Source organism: Undibacterium paludis (assembly GCF_022568815.1).
Taxonomy (GTDB): domain Bacteria; phylum Pseudomonadota; class Gammaproteobacteria; order Burkholderiales; family Burkholderiaceae_D; genus Undibacterium.
This window is the reverse complement of sequence record NZ_JAKZHX010000005.1, coordinates 115,683-131,395: the sequence shown is the minus strand read 5'-3', so window position 1 is coordinate 131,395 and position 15,713 is coordinate 115,683. Positions and strand designations below refer to the sequence as shown.

Annotated in this window: 13 protein-coding genes; 12 read left to right on the top strand and 1 reads right to left on the bottom strand. The window is 49.4% G+C overall.

Going from position 1 to position 15,713, the window contains the following annotated elements:
* Positions 1–58: 58 nt before the first annotated feature.
* The 12 genes from LZ463_RS10380 to LZ463_RS10325 all read left to right on the top strand — a co-directional run bounded on the left by LZ463_RS10380 (position 59) and on the right by LZ463_RS10325 (position 13,793).
* Positions 59–922, top strand: a complete 864-nt coding sequence (locus LZ463_RS10380) for a class I SAM-dependent methyltransferase (RefSeq protein WP_241455555.1) — start codon at positions 59–61, stop codon at positions 920–922.
* Positions 923–1,345: 423 nt separating this feature from the next.
* Positions 1,346–2,386 (top strand): recombinase RecA, encoded by a 1,041-nt coding sequence (gene recA / locus LZ463_RS10375; protein WP_241455554.1) that lies wholly within the window; start codon positions 1,346–1,348, stop codon positions 2,384–2,386.
* A 102-nt stretch (positions 2,387–2,488) separates the two neighbouring features.
* The gene (gene recX, locus LZ463_RS10370) at positions 2,489–2,947 is read left to right on the top strand and encodes a recombination regulator RecX (RefSeq protein WP_241455553.1); all 459 of its coding nucleotides are present in this window, start codon (positions 2,489–2,491) and stop codon (positions 2,945–2,947) included.
* 600 nt (positions 2,948–3,547) lie between these two features.
* A complete protein-coding gene (locus LZ463_RS10365) occupies positions 3,548–4,135 on the top strand; it encodes a DUF2889 domain-containing protein (RefSeq protein WP_347176257.1) in 588 nt (195 codons plus the stop codon).
* 31 nt (positions 4,136–4,166) lie between these two features.
* Complete coding sequence (gene sucC / locus LZ463_RS10360; RefSeq protein ID WP_277624024.1) at positions 4,167–5,348, top strand: ADP-forming succinate--CoA ligase subunit beta; 1,182 nt, start codon at positions 4,167–4,169, stop codon at positions 5,346–5,348.
* 18 nt (positions 5,349–5,366) lie between these two features.
* A complete protein-coding gene (sucD, locus tag LZ463_RS10355) occupies positions 5,367–6,248 on the top strand; it encodes a succinate--CoA ligase subunit alpha (protein ID WP_241455551.1) in 882 nt (293 codons plus the stop codon).
* A gap of 242 nt (positions 6,249–6,490) precedes the next feature.
* The gene (locus LZ463_RS10350; RefSeq protein WP_241455550.1) at positions 6,491–7,297 is read left to right on the top strand and encodes a Stp1/IreP family PP2C-type Ser/Thr phosphatase; all 807 of its coding nucleotides are present in this window, start codon (positions 6,491–6,493) and stop codon (positions 7,295–7,297) included.
* A 29-nt stretch (positions 7,298–7,326) separates the two neighbouring features.
* On the top strand, positions 7,327–7,932 hold the full coding sequence (locus LZ463_RS10345; RefSeq protein ID WP_241455549.1) for an FHA domain-containing protein: 606 nt from the start codon (positions 7,327–7,329) through the stop codon (positions 7,930–7,932).
* A gap of 461 nt (positions 7,933–8,393) precedes the next feature.
* Positions 8,394–8,864, top strand: coding sequence for a pilin (locus LZ463_RS29070; RefSeq protein ID WP_277624016.1), 471 nt, complete (start codon positions 8,394–8,396; stop codon positions 8,862–8,864).
* Between the two features lie 254 nt (positions 8,865–9,118).
* Positions 9,119–9,589: a pilin gene (locus tag LZ463_RS29065; RefSeq protein ID WP_277624015.1), complete on the top strand. Its 471-nt coding sequence runs from the start codon at positions 9,119–9,121 to the stop codon at positions 9,587–9,589.
* 495 nt (positions 9,590–10,084) lie between these two features.
* The gene (locus LZ463_RS29060) at positions 10,085–10,555 is read left to right on the top strand and encodes a pilin (RefSeq protein ID WP_277624014.1); all 471 of its coding nucleotides are present in this window, start codon (positions 10,085–10,087) and stop codon (positions 10,553–10,555) included.
* 211 nt (positions 10,556–10,766) lie between these two features.
* On the top strand, positions 10,767–13,793 hold the full coding sequence (locus LZ463_RS10325; RefSeq protein ID WP_241455548.1) for a tetratricopeptide repeat protein: 3,027 nt from the start codon (positions 10,767–10,769) through the stop codon (positions 13,791–13,793).
* Between the two features lie 36 nt (positions 13,794–13,829).
* On the opposite strand, the gene ggt is transcribed toward LZ463_RS10325, so the two are convergent.
* A complete protein-coding gene (gene ggt / locus LZ463_RS10320) occupies positions 13,830–15,569 on the bottom strand; it encodes a gamma-glutamyltransferase (RefSeq protein WP_241455547.1) in 1,740 nt (579 codons plus the stop codon).
* Positions 15,570–15,713: the final 144 nt, after the last annotated feature.

The window sequence follows — 15,713 nt, the reverse complement described above, 5'->3', positions numbered from 1 at the left end:
TGATGCGCGCTTTGGCATCGGAGAGCTTAGTTAAGAACACATCAGAACGAGGATATATATGGCAGAACAAAATGCCGGTCAGGTCGCCGCCTGGAATGGTCAAAGCGGAGATCGCTGGGTCGCTAACCAGGCCCGGCTCGACGCCGTGGTGGCGGTGTTTGGTCAGGCTGCGATCGAAGCTGCCGCGCCCGCGAAGGGCGAGCGTGTGCTGGACATTGGTTGCGGCGCGGGCGCGTCGAGTCTGGCACTGGCCGCTCGCGTCGGTCCGGGTGGCCAAGTGTTGGGAGTGGACATATCCGAATCGCTGATCGGCTTGGCACGCACGCTTGCGCCACAGGATACGCCGGCCCTGTTCCAGGTGGCCGATGCCAGCAGCGCCGGGTTGCCCGAGGGCGCGTTTGACATTCTGTTCTCGCGTTTCGGGGTGATGTTCTTCGACGATCCGACAGGGGCGTTTGCCCATATGCGATGCGCGCTTCGGCCCGGTGGGCGGGTCGCTTTCGTCTGCTGGCGCGGCGCGGCCGAGAACGATTGGGTGCGCCTGCCGATGGGCGCGATCAAGGGCATCCTTCCGCCAGGCGCGCCGCCCGATCCCGAAGCGCCCGGCCCATTTTCGTTTGGGGATCGGGGGAGGGTGTCGCGCATCCTGACGGCAGCCGGCTTCACCGATATCGTTATCGCACCCTTCAATGCTTCCGTCCCGTTCGGCGAGGGCGAGACGCGGGACGCTGCGATCGACGACGCGGTAAGGATGGCGCTCGAGGTCGGCCCGCTGTCGCGAGTACTAGCTGATCAGCCCGACGACATCCGCGCCCGCGCCTCGGCCGCGACTCGTGCAGCCTTCGCGAGCCTCCCCGGTGAGCGGACGGTGATGATCAACGGCGCGGCGTGGATCGTCATGGCAGGCAATCCGGCAAGCTGACAAGGATTCACAGGGAGACGCTCCCGCTAGATGAAGCGGGGGCGTCTTTGATCGGCCAGATTGGTGCCCCATTTGATTTGGCGGCAGCCAATAGAGACCTAGAGGTTTTGGTGACGGGTTGCTAAGAAACGGTTTGTTTTTTCAAACACGAATTCAAAGGTAAATGAAATCGATGCCGCTCTCTTAATACAGTCCAAGAGTTCAAAGTTCGGAGTTAAATGAAAAAAATTCAGAGTTAAATGAAAATCGACACAAAGTCCAGAGTTCGGTGAAAATCGATACTTTTCTTGTAAAATTCATCATTCTAAACTTCTTGAAAAAGTCGCTTGCATAAATCACTGTTTTTTTATACAGTACTGCAAATCGCAGGAAATTAAGCCTGTATTACTTTTTCCACCCGCCGCTTATTGAATGAAAGAATGTATGGACGATAAGAAACCAGAAAATGCCTCAGAAAAAGCAAAGGCACTTGCAGCAGCGCTGGCACAGATAGAAAAGCAGTTTGGTAAAGGTTCGGTCATGCGTATGGCCGACGGCGAAGTGGTGGAAGAGGTGCAGGTTGTTTCTACCGGCTCTCTGGGTCTGGATATCGCGCTGGGCGTCGGTGGCTTGCCACGTGGCCGTGTGGTTGAGATTTATGGTCCTGAATCTTCTGGTAAAACCACGTTGACGCTGCAGGCGATTGCAGAAATGCAAAAGCTGGGCGGTACCTGTGCGTTTATTGATGCTGAGCATGCATTGGACGTAGGTTATGCGCAAAAACTGGGTGTAAATCTTGGTGATTTGCTGATTTCTCAGCCGGATACCGGTGAGCAGGCGCTGGAAATCACTGATGCGCTGGTGCGTTCTGGCAGTGTTGACCTGGTGGTCATCGACTCGGTGGCAGCATTGACACCACGTGCCGAGATTGAAGGGGATATGGGTGATTCCTTGCCTGGTTTGCAAGCGCGTCTGATGTCCCAGGCTCTGCGTAAGCTGACTGGCAGTATCAAGCGTACCAATACGCTGGTGATCTTTATTAACCAGATTCGTATGAAGATTGGTGTCATGTTTGGCAGCCCAGAAACGACGACAGGTGGTAATGCGCTGAAGTTTTATGCCTCCGTGCGCCTGGACATTCGTCGTACCGGCTCCATCAAGTCCGGTGATGAAGTGGTGGGCAATGAAACCAAGGTCAAGGTCGTCAAGAACAAGGTGGCGCCACCATTTAAAGAAGCGCATTTTGACATCATGTATGGTGAAGGTACTTCACGCGAAGGTGAGATTCTGGATCTGGCAGCCGATGCCAAGATCATAGAAAAAGCCGGTGCATGGTATAGCTATAACGGTGATCGTATCGGCCAGGGCAAGGACAATGCACGTACTTTCCTGAAAGAGCGTCCTGAACTGTCATTTGAAATTGAAAACAAGGTACGCGAACATCTGGGTGTACCTTTGTTGACAGCAGTGGCGACGGCTGAGTAAGCTGAAGTGTTAAGTTTGAGCACTCAGTTGTAACACTGTTGGCGCCATAGTCTTGAATTATGCCGGTTGGTAGCTGCCAACCGGCATTCTTGCTTTTAAAGTATGAAAAAACCTGCCATTAGCCTGAAAGCCCGTGCCTTGCGTTATTTATCCATGCGTGAACATAGCCGCATGGAGCTGGAGCGCAAACTGGCGCGGTATGCCGAAGAGGGGGATGATGTGGCGGCTGTGCTGGATTTTCTGGAGGCGGCCAAGTATCTGTCCGGTGAGCGTTTTTCAGAGTCCCTGGTCAACCGCCGTCAAGCCAGGTTTGGTAATAACCGTATCCTGGCCGAGCTACAAAGTCATGGCCTGGATGCGCAGGATATCGAGAACGTCAAGGAGGAGCTGAAAGAATCTGAGGCCGAAAGGGCGATTCAGATTTTGCACAGAAAGTTTCCGCATGCACCGAAAGACCATCAGGAAAAAATGAAACAGGCGGCTTTTTTACAGCAGAGAGGCTTTTCCAGTCGGGCGGCGCAGATGGCTATGCGGGCGCCACGGGACGAGGATGTGGAGTAAATGTAGGGTAAACGAACACATCAGCAACGCTGCTGTAACCCAGCGCAAGCTGGGGCACAGCGGCTTCGCTTGATTTTGTTTGTTCTTAATTTATTTGTATGGACTCAAAAATCCTGAATAAGGTCGCGGCAGATTTGGCCGTAAAGCTGTTAAAACGATGGATTCCTGCCTGCGCAGGAATGACGAAGTGGAGGATATTCTTTCTATTGAGGCTGAGTTGATAAGCCGCAGTCTGTTGATCCAGCCTTGGTCTGCAAAGCAAAAACTTCGGACCGAACTTTAAAATATGCATCAGTCGGCGACTTGAATAAGGTCGGCTTTCATGTATATATCGATATTGTAAGAAAAGACATTTACCTGATAATCGCCTGGGTTTCTTCTGCCAGACAACAAAAAACTTAATTTTCTACTTAGATTTCTGCATAAGCATGCTCAGAAAACTGCTTAAATTGTAGTCATATGATGAGTTCCCGGCTGGTCTGTGCTACACTCTGCTGGTTTTTTTGCAGGGCCGCAGGAGCGGCTGTTATCGTAGAAGCTGCGGTAACGACACGCAATTGTGGCTATTTATTCAGTATTTTGGTTTAGCCGCCAGCAGGCATGATGCCCTTATCTTCGTCAACCAACAGACGCGCCTTAAAGCACACGCGTACTATCCAGATCGAAGCGTTCGCGCGCGATGATGGATTGTGGGATCTTGACGCCCGTATCACTGACTATAAACCTCGCGATATCACTCTTGCGTCGGGCGTGCGCCCGAATGGCAGCGCGCTGCATGATCTCAGCCTGCGCATTACCGTAGACTTGCAATTGACCATCGTTGATGTGGAAGCCTCATCCGATGCCGTGCCTTATCCCGGCTATTGCGAAGTCATTACCCCGGATTATAAAAAACTCATCGGTTTGAATTTGTTGAGACAGTTCCGCCAGGGCGTCAAAGAGCGCATGGCCGGTGTGCATGGTTGCACCCATCTGACGGAAATGGCACAAATTCTGCCGACGGCTGCTGTCCAGGCTTTTGCCGGGGACGTGATTGATACCCGTGACGGGGCGACTGATCGCGGCCAGCAGACGCAACAACCATTTCAATTAGACCGCTGTCATGCCCTGCGTATCGACGGGCCGGCGGTAGTCCAGTATTACCCGCGTTGGGCAAAAGCATCGCCTGGCGTGAAATCACCCAGCTAGTTTGTTTGTTTAATTATTTATACCTCAGTGTCTGAAGGGAAGTCGTATGAAAATTCATGAGTATCAGGGTAAAGAAATCCTCCGCAAATTCGGAGTGACAGTACCACGCGGTATTCCATGCCTGTCTGTTGACGAAGCTGTCAAAGCAGCTGAAACGCTGGGCGGACCAGTCTGGGTTGTTAAAGCACAGATACACGCCGGTGGCCGTGGCAAGGGTGGTGGCGTGAAAGTCGCCAAGTCCCTGGAACAAGTGCGTGAATACGCAAACGCGATTCTGGGAATGCAACTGGTTACACACCAGACCAGCCCAGAAGGTCAAAAGGTTCGTCGCCTGTTGATCGAAGAAGGCGCAGATATCAAAAAAGAACTGTATGTCAGTATGGTTACTGACCGTATCAGCCAGCGCGTGGTCTTGATGGCCTCCAGCGAAGGTGGTATGGATATTGAAGAAGTGGCGGAAAAACATCCAGAGCTGATCCATTCCATCGCAATCGATCCGACCAATGGTCTGCAAGATGCTGAAGCGGATGACATCTCCCGTAAAATCGGCGTGCCTGAAGGCTCTATCGCTGATGCGCGTGTGCAGTTGCAAGGTCTGTATAAAGCCTTCATGGAAACTGACTGCTCCCTGGCTGAGATCAATCCTTTGATCCTGACTGGCTCAGGCAAAGTCATCGCCTTGGACGCGAAATTTAATTTCGACGCGAACTCCCTGTTCCGTCAGCCAGAAATCGTCGCTTACCGCGACCTGGACGAAGAAGACCCAGCTGAAATCGAAGCTTCCAAATTCGACCTGGCTTACATCTCTCTCGACGGCAATATCGGCTGCCTGGTCAACGGTGCCGGTCTGGCGATGGCAACGATGGACACCATCAAGCTGTTCGGCGGCGAACCAGCCAACTTCCTCGACGTAGGTGGTGGTGCGACGGCAGAAAAAGTAACAGAGGCCTTCAAGATCATGTTGAAAAATCCAGGCTTGAAAGCCATCCTGGTCAACATCTTTGGCGGCATCATGCGTTGTGACGTGATCGCTGAAGGCGTGATCACTGCATCCAAGGCAGTATCCCTGAAAGTGCCACTGGTTGTGCGTATGAAGGGTACCAACGAAGACATCGGCAAGAAGATGCTGGCTGACTCTGGCCTGCCTATCATCTCGGCAGACACGATGGAAGAAGCAGCGCAGAAGGTTGTTGCTGCAGCAGCTCAAGCTTAATCATTGCAAGGAACAGATATGTCCATCCTGATCAATAAAGACACTAAAGTCATCACCCAAGGTATCACTGGCAAAACTGGCCAGTTCCATACACGTATGTGCCGCGATTACGCAAACGGTAAAAACTGTTTCGTCGCTGGCGTGAACCCGAAAAAAGCGGGCGAAGATTTTGAAGGTATCCCGATTTTCGCTAACGTGACAGAAGCTAAAGCAGCAACTGGCGCGACAGTTTCTGTTATCTATGTTCCACCAGCAGGCGCTGCCGCTGCGATCTGGGAAGCCGTTGAAGCTGACCTGGATCTGGCCATCTGCATTACTGAAGGCATCCCTGTCCGTGACATGATGATGCTGAAAGACCGCATGGCTAAAGCCGGTAGCAAAACAAAATTGCTCGGCCCTAACTGCCCAGGTCTGATCACTCCAGACGAAATCAAGATCGGCATCATGCCAGGCCACATCCACCGTAAAGGTCGTATCGGCGTGGTTTCCCGTTCCGGTACGCTGACTTATGAAGCAGTAGGTCAATTGACTGCACTGGGTCTGGGCCAGTCTTCTGCTGTTGGTATTGGTGGTGACCCTATCAATGGTCTGAAGCACATCGACGTCATGAAGATGTTCAATGATGATCCGGATACTGATGCAGTGATCATGATCGGTGAAATCGGTGGCCCGGACGAAGCGAATGCTTCTTACTGGGTACGCGACAACATGAAGAAGCCAGTTGTCGGCTTCATCGCCGGTGTGACTGCGCCTCCGGGCAAACGCATGGGCCATGCTGGCGCGCTGATCTCTGGCGGTGCTGACACGGCACAAGCCAAGCTCGACATCATGGAAGAATGCGGCATCAAGGCGACGAAGAACCCGTCAGAAATGGCACGTTTGCTGAAAGCCATGCTGTAATCAGTCAATAAGGCAACTTTTGCAGGCCTGGTCTTGCATAGCGTTGCTTTATCAGAGCTTTACCGGAAAAGAGTCGCATTTTATGCGACTCTTTTTTGTTTCAGGGCCGGTTTACTATGGATATCCAGTGCAAATAGATTTCCTTAATGTTAAGCTTGTCCTAAAGAGAAAAAAACAATCCAAATCGTATATCCGGATTAATGCAATTTAATTAATTCAAGGTTCCAGCACAGCGTTTATTGATGCCATACCAGCGTGTTTTAGAATTTGCCGCCCTTTCTGATACGGGCCTCGTCAGGTCGCATAACGAAGATGCCATCATCGTTTGTGCTGACTATGGCTGCGCCATTCTGGCTGACGGCATGGGAGGGTATAACGCGGGCGAAGTTGCCAGCGCCATGACGGTGCAGATCATTGCAGATTATCTGTGTAGCAAGATGGATGCCATCTGGTTCCCTTCCATGGGGCCCAGGCCCCTGGCGATGGCGCGCTGGATGAGCGAAGCCATAGAGATGGCCAATCTCAATGTCTTGTATACGGCGCAAACCAATCCTGATTGTGCCGGCATGGGGACTACCGTGGTGGTGGCATGTTGTTTGCAAGATAAACTCCTGCTTGGGCATGTGGGAGACTCGCGCGCCTACCGCTACCGCGACGGGCTGCTGACGCGCCTGACACAGGATCACTCTGTCTTGCAAGAGCAGATCAATGCCGGTCTGATATCGGAAGAAGATGCACGCTATTCTTCGATCAAGAATTTGATCACCAGGGCCGTTGGTACCATGGAAGCGGTGCAGACTGAGTTGCATACTCACCATACCGAAGAACAAGATTTGTATCTGATGTGTTCGGATGGATTGACCGATATGCTGGAGCATGATGAAATCCTCTCCATCATTGACCAGCACCATGCCGATTTAAATCGATGCTGCGAAGTACTGATAGACAGAGCCAAAAGCAGAGGGGGCCTGGACAATATCTCTGCGATCCTGTTCCGGCTGGTGAGCGAAGAGAATAAATCCTGGTTGCAAAGAACTTTTACCCGCTAGTGCGGGGATTATGAATTGATGAGAGATTTATGGCGAAAATTATCGTCACCTTTAATGGTCTGGTTCAACAAGAAATCACAATCAGCAAATCACGCCTGACCGTAGGGCGGCGACCCAGCAACGATATCGTCATTGATCACCTGACAGTCAGCGGCCAGCATGCGGCGATTGACACTTCATCCAATGGCTCGTTCGTACTTGACCTTGGCAGTACCAATGGCACCATGGTGAACGGGCAGCCCGTCAAAAAGCACTTGCTGCAAGATGACGATGTCATTGATATTGGCAAATACAAGTTGCGCTTTCAGGTAGAGCAGGCGAGCAAACAAAGCTTTGTGGCCGATAGTGCGTCCGCTGCGACTCAGAATGAAAGGCCAAATGCCAAGATTAAAGTTATGAATGGCCCCAATGCCGGTAAAGAACTGAAACTGGTCAAACCAGTCACAACGATAGGCAGCCCTGGCACCCAGGTCGTCGCCATTACCCAGCAAGGTCAGGATTTTGTCATTGCGCAAGTTGATGGAGACGTGTCTGCAACCGTCAATACCAATTCCATCAAGAACACGCCGCATAAACTCAAGCATGCCGACATGATTGAATTGTCCGGCACAAAAATGGCTGTTATCTTTTATTAAATTCAAGAACGTCTATTGGAACGTCTATTGTTAACCGGGGTAGAGCTGCTTAGATGCTCATGCCCTGGTGAATATCAAAAAGAGCAAGCAATAAGTATTTGATTTTATTGCGTTTTGCTTCAATTCTCTTTTATGCCTCTGCCTGCCGGAGATTGATTCTCGGCATCATTTTTGCACCCATAATTTACATATTCTCTCTATTGAAGATACAATTTTTTACATAACTGACAGACTTGTCAGCTGCATCCGTGAATTGACGTGGAGCTGACAAAATTTGTATGGCTAAAAGAATAGGTAATGACGGTTTTCGTCAGTCTGTTCATGTTAATGTCATAAGTAAAGACGAAATTTTTGTATTTCTATATGAGAATCGCTTGTTTCTATCAGTAAACAGAAACTGGCACAGTGCTTGCTACATGTGAAGCGTAGTTCCTGATTTTAACTTTTTCCTGGAGTTCATAATGAAAGCTATCCCTAAACAGCTGCAACGCGGCTTCACACTGATCGAATTGATGATTGTTGTTGCAATCATCGGTATCCTGGCAGCGATCGCTATCCCTCAGTATTCTGACTATACATCCCGTACACGTGCTGCTGGCGCAAGAGCTGAAATAGATAGCTTGCTGACATCGATGGCTCTGTGCTACCAAGAAAACAATGGCGTTTGGACAGGCTGTTTTACAATGGGTACTAATGGTATTCCTCAAGTTCAAACATCCAAATTCTTGCCATCTCTGCCTACAGTCGCAGCTGGTTCTGTACAACTGGTTAGCGCTGCAACAGCAGGCGGCGGTGCTTCGACACAGTTGACAGGTACATTGACACCAACAACAGTGACCAATCAAGCAAATATGATCTGGGCTTTCGGTGCTGCTGACACGATCTGCAATGGTCAACGTGGTTTGAAATCTGGTGCAGGCGGCTGCCCATAATAGGTTTCTGCTTGTACATAAAAAAGCCCTTCAATTTGAAGGGCTTTTTTTATGGCACATATTTTATGAAAAAATGTTGTAGACAGCTTTTTTACGAGAAACAAGTTTTTAATAGTAATAAGTGACTTTTTTTGCCGTAATTGACGATTTTTGGCGATTATTTCCATTTTTTGAAACCATTTGAACATAAATGAAAATGGTACGGGATTTGCTTGGTTGTGCATCAGCTGGGTAAATTTTTTCTGGAGATACTGATGAAAATGACCATCAAACAACTGCAACGCGGTTTTACGCTGATCGAATTGATGATTGTTGTCGCAATCATCGGCATCTTGGCAGCGATTGCTATTCCTCAATATTCTGACTACACCTCGCGTACTCGTGCAGCTGGTAGCAGGGCCGAGATTGATAGCCTGCTTACTGCCATGACTATGTGCTACCAGGATAATAATGGTGTCTGGACGAACTGTACAACGATGGGGACAAATGGCATCCCAGCCGTGGTTACTTCTAAATTTATTGCTGTTGCGCCGACGCTTGGTGCGGGCTCTGTCGCATATACCAGTAGTGCTACGGCTGGTGGAGGTGCTTCGACGCAATTATCGGGGACATTGAATGCAACGACGGTGACCAACCAGGCAAATATGATTTGGGCTTTTGGCGCAGCTGATACTATCTGCAATGGTCAGCGTGGCTTGAAGTCTGGTGCGGGTGGTTGCCCATAATAAGTTTTGGTTGTCCGTAAAAAAAGCCCTTCAACTGAAGGGCTTTTTTATGTAGGTTAAGGCATGACTTTCGTAAGCAAATTAACGCAGTCATCATGTCGTTGTATTTTAATTATTGGTAGAGTTTAGAACTGTGCTAGCGATGTTTCAAGACATGGTTGCTGTTGCGGTAATTTACTTAAGCAAATGTCGGAAAGATTACCTGCACTCATTTTCTATGAGTCTGATCTAAGGTGATCTCGGAGTACTGTAGTCAGAAATGATTCCTTTTCATAGGAGTGAGTGTGGATTTTCAAAAAAGTTGGGGTTGGGCGTAATGAGCAGGATTTATGATGCTTGACAATGATCTGCCATGCTTTGTGGTAATTAATTCTTAGAAGTTTTTGCATATTGATAATCCCTTTGGTATGCAGCAGTTTCAATTTTCGATTCATATTGAAATGGGCATGAAACTTGCTGAATTCGAGTTCCGATGTTAATTTTTATGGAATCTAAATGAAAACTCTCTCCAAACAGCTGCAACGCGGCTTCACACTGATCGAATTGATGATTGTTGTTGCAATTATCGGTATCTTGGCAGCGATTGCTATCCCCCAGTATTCTGACTACACATCTCGTACACGTGCTGCTGGTGCAAGGGCTGAGATAGATAGCTTACTGACTTCGATGTCTCTGTGCTATCAAGAAAACAATGGCGTTTGGACAGGCTGTTTTACAATGGGTACTAACGGTATTCCTCAAGTTAGAACATCTAAATTCCTGCCATCCTTGCCTACAGTTGCTGCTGGCTCAGTACAGGTAGTCAGTGCCGCAACAGCAGGTGGCGGTGCTTCGACACAATTGACAGGTACATTGACACCAACAACAGTAACAAACCAGGCAAATATGCTCTGGTCCTTTGGTGCCGCTGATACGATCTGCAATGGTCAACGCGGCCTGAAATCTGGTGCAGGTGGTTGCCCATAATAGGTTTCTGGTTGTACATTAAAAAGCCCTTCAATCCGAAGGGCTTTTTTTATACTGATGAGAATTAGCCATCTGGTGGAGTCTGGAGATTTATCCATAGTTTTTGTTCTGCAACTTACAATGGAAAGAGTAAACTAGCCTACTGCCAAGGGAAACGGATTTACAGTCCATCATCTTGTGATCGTGCAAATTAAAAAATGGGAATTCGCTTATGCTGAGCTGGTTTAAGAAACAGTTTTTTTCTGCAGACCAAAATAAAGCCGCTAATAAGAAAAACGAGCAGGATGGCGATCTTGCTGATGGCGCTGTAAAAACTGTTCAGGAATTGGGACCAGAGCAACTGGGCGACGCGAGTTTTAAAGATGGCAACTTACCTGCTGCGATCAAGTATTTTCAATTGGCTATCGAAGATAAAAGCGCTGATGCAACTTTGAATAATAAGCTTGGGGATGTCTTTTATGAACAGCAAGATTTTGTACAAGCCGAGGTTCAGTATCGTCGTGCGCTTGTAATACAGCCCAATTTTTTTGATGCTGAAATCAATCTTGGGTTATGCCTGGACGCGATGGGCCGATTTCAGGAAGCCCTGGTTTGCTATGAGCACGTTATTCAAAATCAGCCAAATAACCACATTGCTTTCTATAATTTTGCTGTTACCCAAACTTCACTGGGCAACGTGACAGAGGCGCAGTCTGCTTATCTCAAGGCAATCTCAATCAAACCAGATTTTAGCCATGCTCATTTTAACCTTGCGGTCTTGTTCCAGCGTCAAGGTAAATTAGTGGATGCGGAGGCGCATTATCTTCAAACTTTATCCGTTAACCCTGCGCATTTTTTGGCTTATTGCAATCTTGGTATTCTTCATCTGGAGAAACAGGAATACCTTGTGGCGCGTGAGAAATTGTTGCAATCCTTGAGCATCAATCCTCAGCATGTAGAGACAATCTACAATCTTGGCAAGGTTGCATTTGCACTGGGTCAGACGGACGCAGCTGTTGACTATTTCAAACAAGCATTGAAACTGCGCCCTGATTATATTGATGCAATTGTCAGTTTGGGGAATGCCTATAACAAATTACATTTGTTGCAGGAGGCTGAGTCGAGCTATCGTCAAGCCATTCATTTTCGACCGGAACATCCCGCGGCATATTGTAATTTGGGGGCTCTGTTGCATGAGCAGAAAAAATATCAGGAAGCAATCATAGTTTATACGCAGGGAATGGCCAATAATGCCCAATCCGTGCTGCTATATAATAATCTTGGCAATACCTATAGCTCCATCAATCGATTGTCTGAAGCCGAGGTCTGCTACAACCAGGCATTGCAGATTGGCAGCAAGGATCTGGATAAAGATGCAGGCATGGTTGGCCTTGTCAGTAGCGATCAAGCGCCTACCTATTCAAATCTCGGCTTGCTCCACCTGGAAAAAGGCGACTTTATCCTTGCTCGTGAGAATTTTTTACTATCCTTGGAAAGTAATCCTGAGCATGTCGAAACTATTTACAACCTGGGGCTGATCGCACTCAAACTTGAAGAGATGGATGTTGCACTTGCCTATTTCAAACAGGCCCTGGGTTTGCGACCTGACTTCGCAGAGGCAATGATAGGTTTGGGGAGCATTTATACCAAGCAAAAAATGCTAAAAGAAGCCGAAGCGGTTTATCGCAGGGTAATAACCTTGCAACCGACAAACCCCGCCGCTTACTGCAACCTGGGTGTTCTCTTATTTGAACAGAAGCAATACAACATGGCGATAGAGATTTATGAGCAAGGTATTGCTAATAATGCTACGTCAGTCATGTTATATAACAATCTGGGGACAGCACATTGCTCGGCCAATCGCTTTGAGGAGGCAGAAGCGTGTTTTGCCAAAGCTTTGCAGATGGGCAGTGAGGTTACCAAAGTTTATACCAATCTTGCAGGTTTGCTTGCCGGTCAGGGGAAGTTTGAGGAGGCAGCAAACAAGAATCTTCATGCGGTCAATCTGGCCCCCGATTATGCTCAAACCTATAGCAATTTGCTGTTCATGCTTAACTACGATCCTGATCGCAGTGCGGAAGATATTTTTGCGGCATATCAGGAGTATGAAAGGAGATATGCGCTTCGCTATAAGGACGATCAATTGCCTTTTAAAAATGATCTGACCCGCCAGCGCCGTCTTAAAATCGGTTATGTGTCGCCGGATTTCTGTCGCCACCCTGTTCAGTATTTTTTAGAACCCTTGATGAGTCACCATAATAAGGCATTGGTCGAGGTTTATGCCTATGCGCAACTGAGTGCGCAGGACAATGTTACTGAACGCTATAAGGGATATGCAGACCATTGGGTAGAGACGAATGGTCTGAGTGACGACATGTTATGTCAGCGCATACGTAATGACGGTATCGATATCTTGATTGACCTTGCTGGTCATACCGCTAATAACCGTTTGTCAGTATTTGCGCGCAGACCTGCGCCGGTCCAGGTGTCATGGTTGGGATTTGCCTATACAACGGGCTTGACAGCCATTACTTATTTTCTTGCTGATGAAATGAGTGCTCCACCGGGTACGGATCACTTATTTGCTGAGCAAGTATGGAGGCTCAATACGCCACTGATTGTTTACCGACCAGCGGAAGGTATGGGAGAGGTCAACCAACTTCCAGCGCTGACTGCAAATTGTATTCGCATAGGGACTTTGACGAGATCGATACGGGTGAACTATAAGACTATCAGGGCATGGGCTGCAATTCTGAAGCGAGTTGAAAATGCAGTGCTGGTTGTGGATAGTGCTAATTATCAAGATGTAGCGTTGCGTCAGGCGCTGATTGATAAATTTGCCGCTCACGGTATCGATGAATCAAGACTTGATATTGGTTATCACAGTCCGCCGTGGGACGTTCTAAGGTCGCTTGATATTGGACTGGACTGTTTCCCGCATAACTCTGGTACAACATTGTTTGAAACTCTGTATATGGGTGTCCCCTATGTGACTTTGGCTGGACGTCCCGGTGTGGGGCGTTTGGGCGGGAGTATACTTGCGGGGGCTGGGCATCCTGAGTGGATTGCAACTACGGAAGAAGAGTACGTAGATAAAGTCGTGACAATGGCGCAGGATATTCCTAGACTGGCTGAGATCAGATCAACTTTACGCAGAGAAATGCAAAACAGCCCCTTGATGAATGAATCTGGTTTTACTCAAGAAGTCGAAAGTGCATATCGCTCTATGTGGAATAAGTGGTGCGACGCCCCGGCCTGAGAACTGCTCAACCAGCAGGCCAGGGTAATAAAAATCTTAAAAGCCCACAGCGCTGCCATCGGGATTGCGGGTATCAGAAAAACCGGAAAAGCCCTGGCTGGTGATCTGTATGGTCTGGGTTTTACCCAGTGTGGCGGCGGGTTTCAGGACCTGACCTTTTTGCTCCAGCAGGCGCAAGGTATCGGCGCTGATGCCTTTTTCCACGCGTAACTGGTCCGGCACCCACTGCTGGTGCACGCGTGGCGCTACGGTGGCTTCTGCGGCATTCATGCCGTGATCGATAACGTTCAATATGATTTGCAGGGTCGTGGTGATGATGCGGCTGCCACCAGGACTGCCGGTGACCAGGAAGGGTTTGCCATCCTTGAGGACGATGGTCGGTGACATTGAACTCAGGGGGCGTTTCCAGCCCTGTACGGCATTGGCGTCACCGCCGACCAGGCCAAAGGCATTCGGGACACCGGCCTTGACCGAGAAATCATCCATTTCATTGTTGAGCATGATGCCGGTGCCGGTGGCGACGATGCCGCTGCCGAAATTCAGGTTCAGGGTGTAAGTGGTCGCTACCACGTTGCCAAATTTGTCGGCCACGCTGTAATGCGTGGTCTGATCGCTTTCATAGGGCTGTGGTTTGCCCGGCTTGATTTCTGCAGAAGGGGTGGCGCGGTCAGGCTGGATTTTCTTGACCAGCTCGTCCGCATAGCTGCGTGAGGTCAGGCCCTTGACCGGCACTTTGTAATAGTCCGGGTCACCAAGGAATTCTGAACGGTCGGCATAGGCCAGCTTCATCACTTCACTGAGCTGATGCAGGGTCTGGGCACTGTTTGCTCCCTGTTCCTTCAAGGGAAAATGTTCAAGCATGTTGAGCATTTCGATGATGTGTACGCCGCCGGAGCTTGGTGGCGGCATCGACACCACTTCATAGCCGCGATAGTTGCCGCGTACCGGTATGCGCTCAACGGCGCGGTAGTTTTTCAGGTCAGCGGCGGAGATCAGCCCCTGGTGCTGCTGCATCTCGGCAACGATTTTTTTGGCAATCGCACCTTCATAGAAGGCAGATGGTCCCTGTTCGGCAATCAGGCGCAGTGAGGCTGCCAGATCCTTCTGAATCAGGCGTTCGCCAGCTTGCAGGGGTTTGCCATCCCTGAAGAAGATGGCGCTGCTGGCTGGCCATTTGCCAAGCTGGGCTTTGCTGGAATCGATGGTCTCTGCCAGATGCGGGCTGATTTCGAAGCCTTGCTCGGCCAGGCGTATTGACGGGGCGATGACGTCGCGCCACTTCATGCTGCCATATTTGCGCAAGGCGACATCCATGCCGGCAACGGTGCCCGGTACGCCGACAGCCAGATGGCTGTACAGGGATTTGCCGGGAACAACTTTACCATCGGCATCCAGATACATGTCGCGCGTGGCTTTTTCCGGCGCCAGTTCGCGAAAGTCGAGTGCAATATCCTTGCCTGACTTGCTGTCGTGTATCACCATGAATCCGCCACCACCTATATTGCCGGCGTTTGGCAAGACCACGGCCAGGGCAAAACCGACTGCCACGGCGGCGTCTACGGCATTGCCACCACGCTTGAGTATGTCAAGACCAACCTGGCTGGCCAGGGCTTGTTCGCTGACCACCATGCCTTGTTTCGCATACACCGGGCTGATGAGAGGGTAACTGCTATCGTATTTGATGCCTGCCGCCAATTGTGCCTGGCTGGCGGGGCTGGCAAGGCTGAAGCAAAGGGGGATAAGCAGGCTGAGAGACAGCTTCTTCAGAATGGGCATGGCAAAAACTCCAATGACAGATGTTCAATAAGAATGCAGACAATTCTGACACGAACTTGCAAATTGCGTATTCTGTTTACTGCATTTTCAAATTCACAAAACAAAAAAGCCATCCCGGAGGATGGCTTTTGTTCATTTGCGAAC

Excerpts from the sequence above, each read along its gene's own strand:
- LZ463_RS10380 (WP_241455555.1), top strand. The coding sequence starts at position 59 with ATGGCAGAACAAAATGCCGGTCAGGTCGCCGCCTGGAATGGTCAAAGC.
- recA (WP_241455554.1), top strand. The coding sequence starts at position 1,346 with ATGGACGATAAGAAACCAGAAAATGCCTCAGAAAAAGCAAAGGCACTT.
- recX (WP_241455553.1), top strand. The coding sequence starts at position 2,489 with ATGAAAAAACCTGCCATTAGCCTGAAAGCCCGTGCCTTGCGTTATTTA.
- LZ463_RS10365 (WP_347176257.1), top strand. The coding sequence starts at position 3,548 with ATGATGCCCTTATCTTCGTCAACCAACAGACGCGCCTTAAAGCACACG.
- sucD (WP_241455551.1), top strand. The coding sequence starts at position 5,367 with ATGTCCATCCTGATCAATAAAGACACTAAAGTCATCACCCAAGGTATC.
- LZ463_RS10350 (WP_241455550.1), top strand. The coding sequence starts at position 6,491 with ATGCCATACCAGCGTGTTTTAGAATTTGCCGCCCTTTCTGATACGGGC.
- LZ463_RS10345 (WP_241455549.1), top strand. The coding sequence starts at position 7,327 with ATGGCGAAAATTATCGTCACCTTTAATGGTCTGGTTCAACAAGAAATC.
- LZ463_RS29070 (WP_277624016.1), top strand. The coding sequence starts at position 8,394 with ATGAAAGCTATCCCTAAACAGCTGCAACGCGGCTTCACACTGATCGAA.
- LZ463_RS29065 (WP_277624015.1), top strand. The coding sequence starts at position 9,119 with ATGAAAATGACCATCAAACAACTGCAACGCGGTTTTACGCTGATCGAA.
- LZ463_RS29060 (WP_277624014.1), top strand. The coding sequence starts at position 10,085 with ATGAAAACTCTCTCCAAACAGCTGCAACGCGGCTTCACACTGATCGAA.
- LZ463_RS10325 (WP_241455548.1), top strand. The coding sequence starts at position 10,767 with ATGCTGAGCTGGTTTAAGAAACAGTTTTTTTCTGCAGACCAAAATAAA.
- ggt (WP_241455547.1), bottom strand. The coding sequence starts at position 15,569 with ATGCCCATTCTGAAGAAGCTGTCTCTCAGCCTGCTTATCCCCCTTTGC.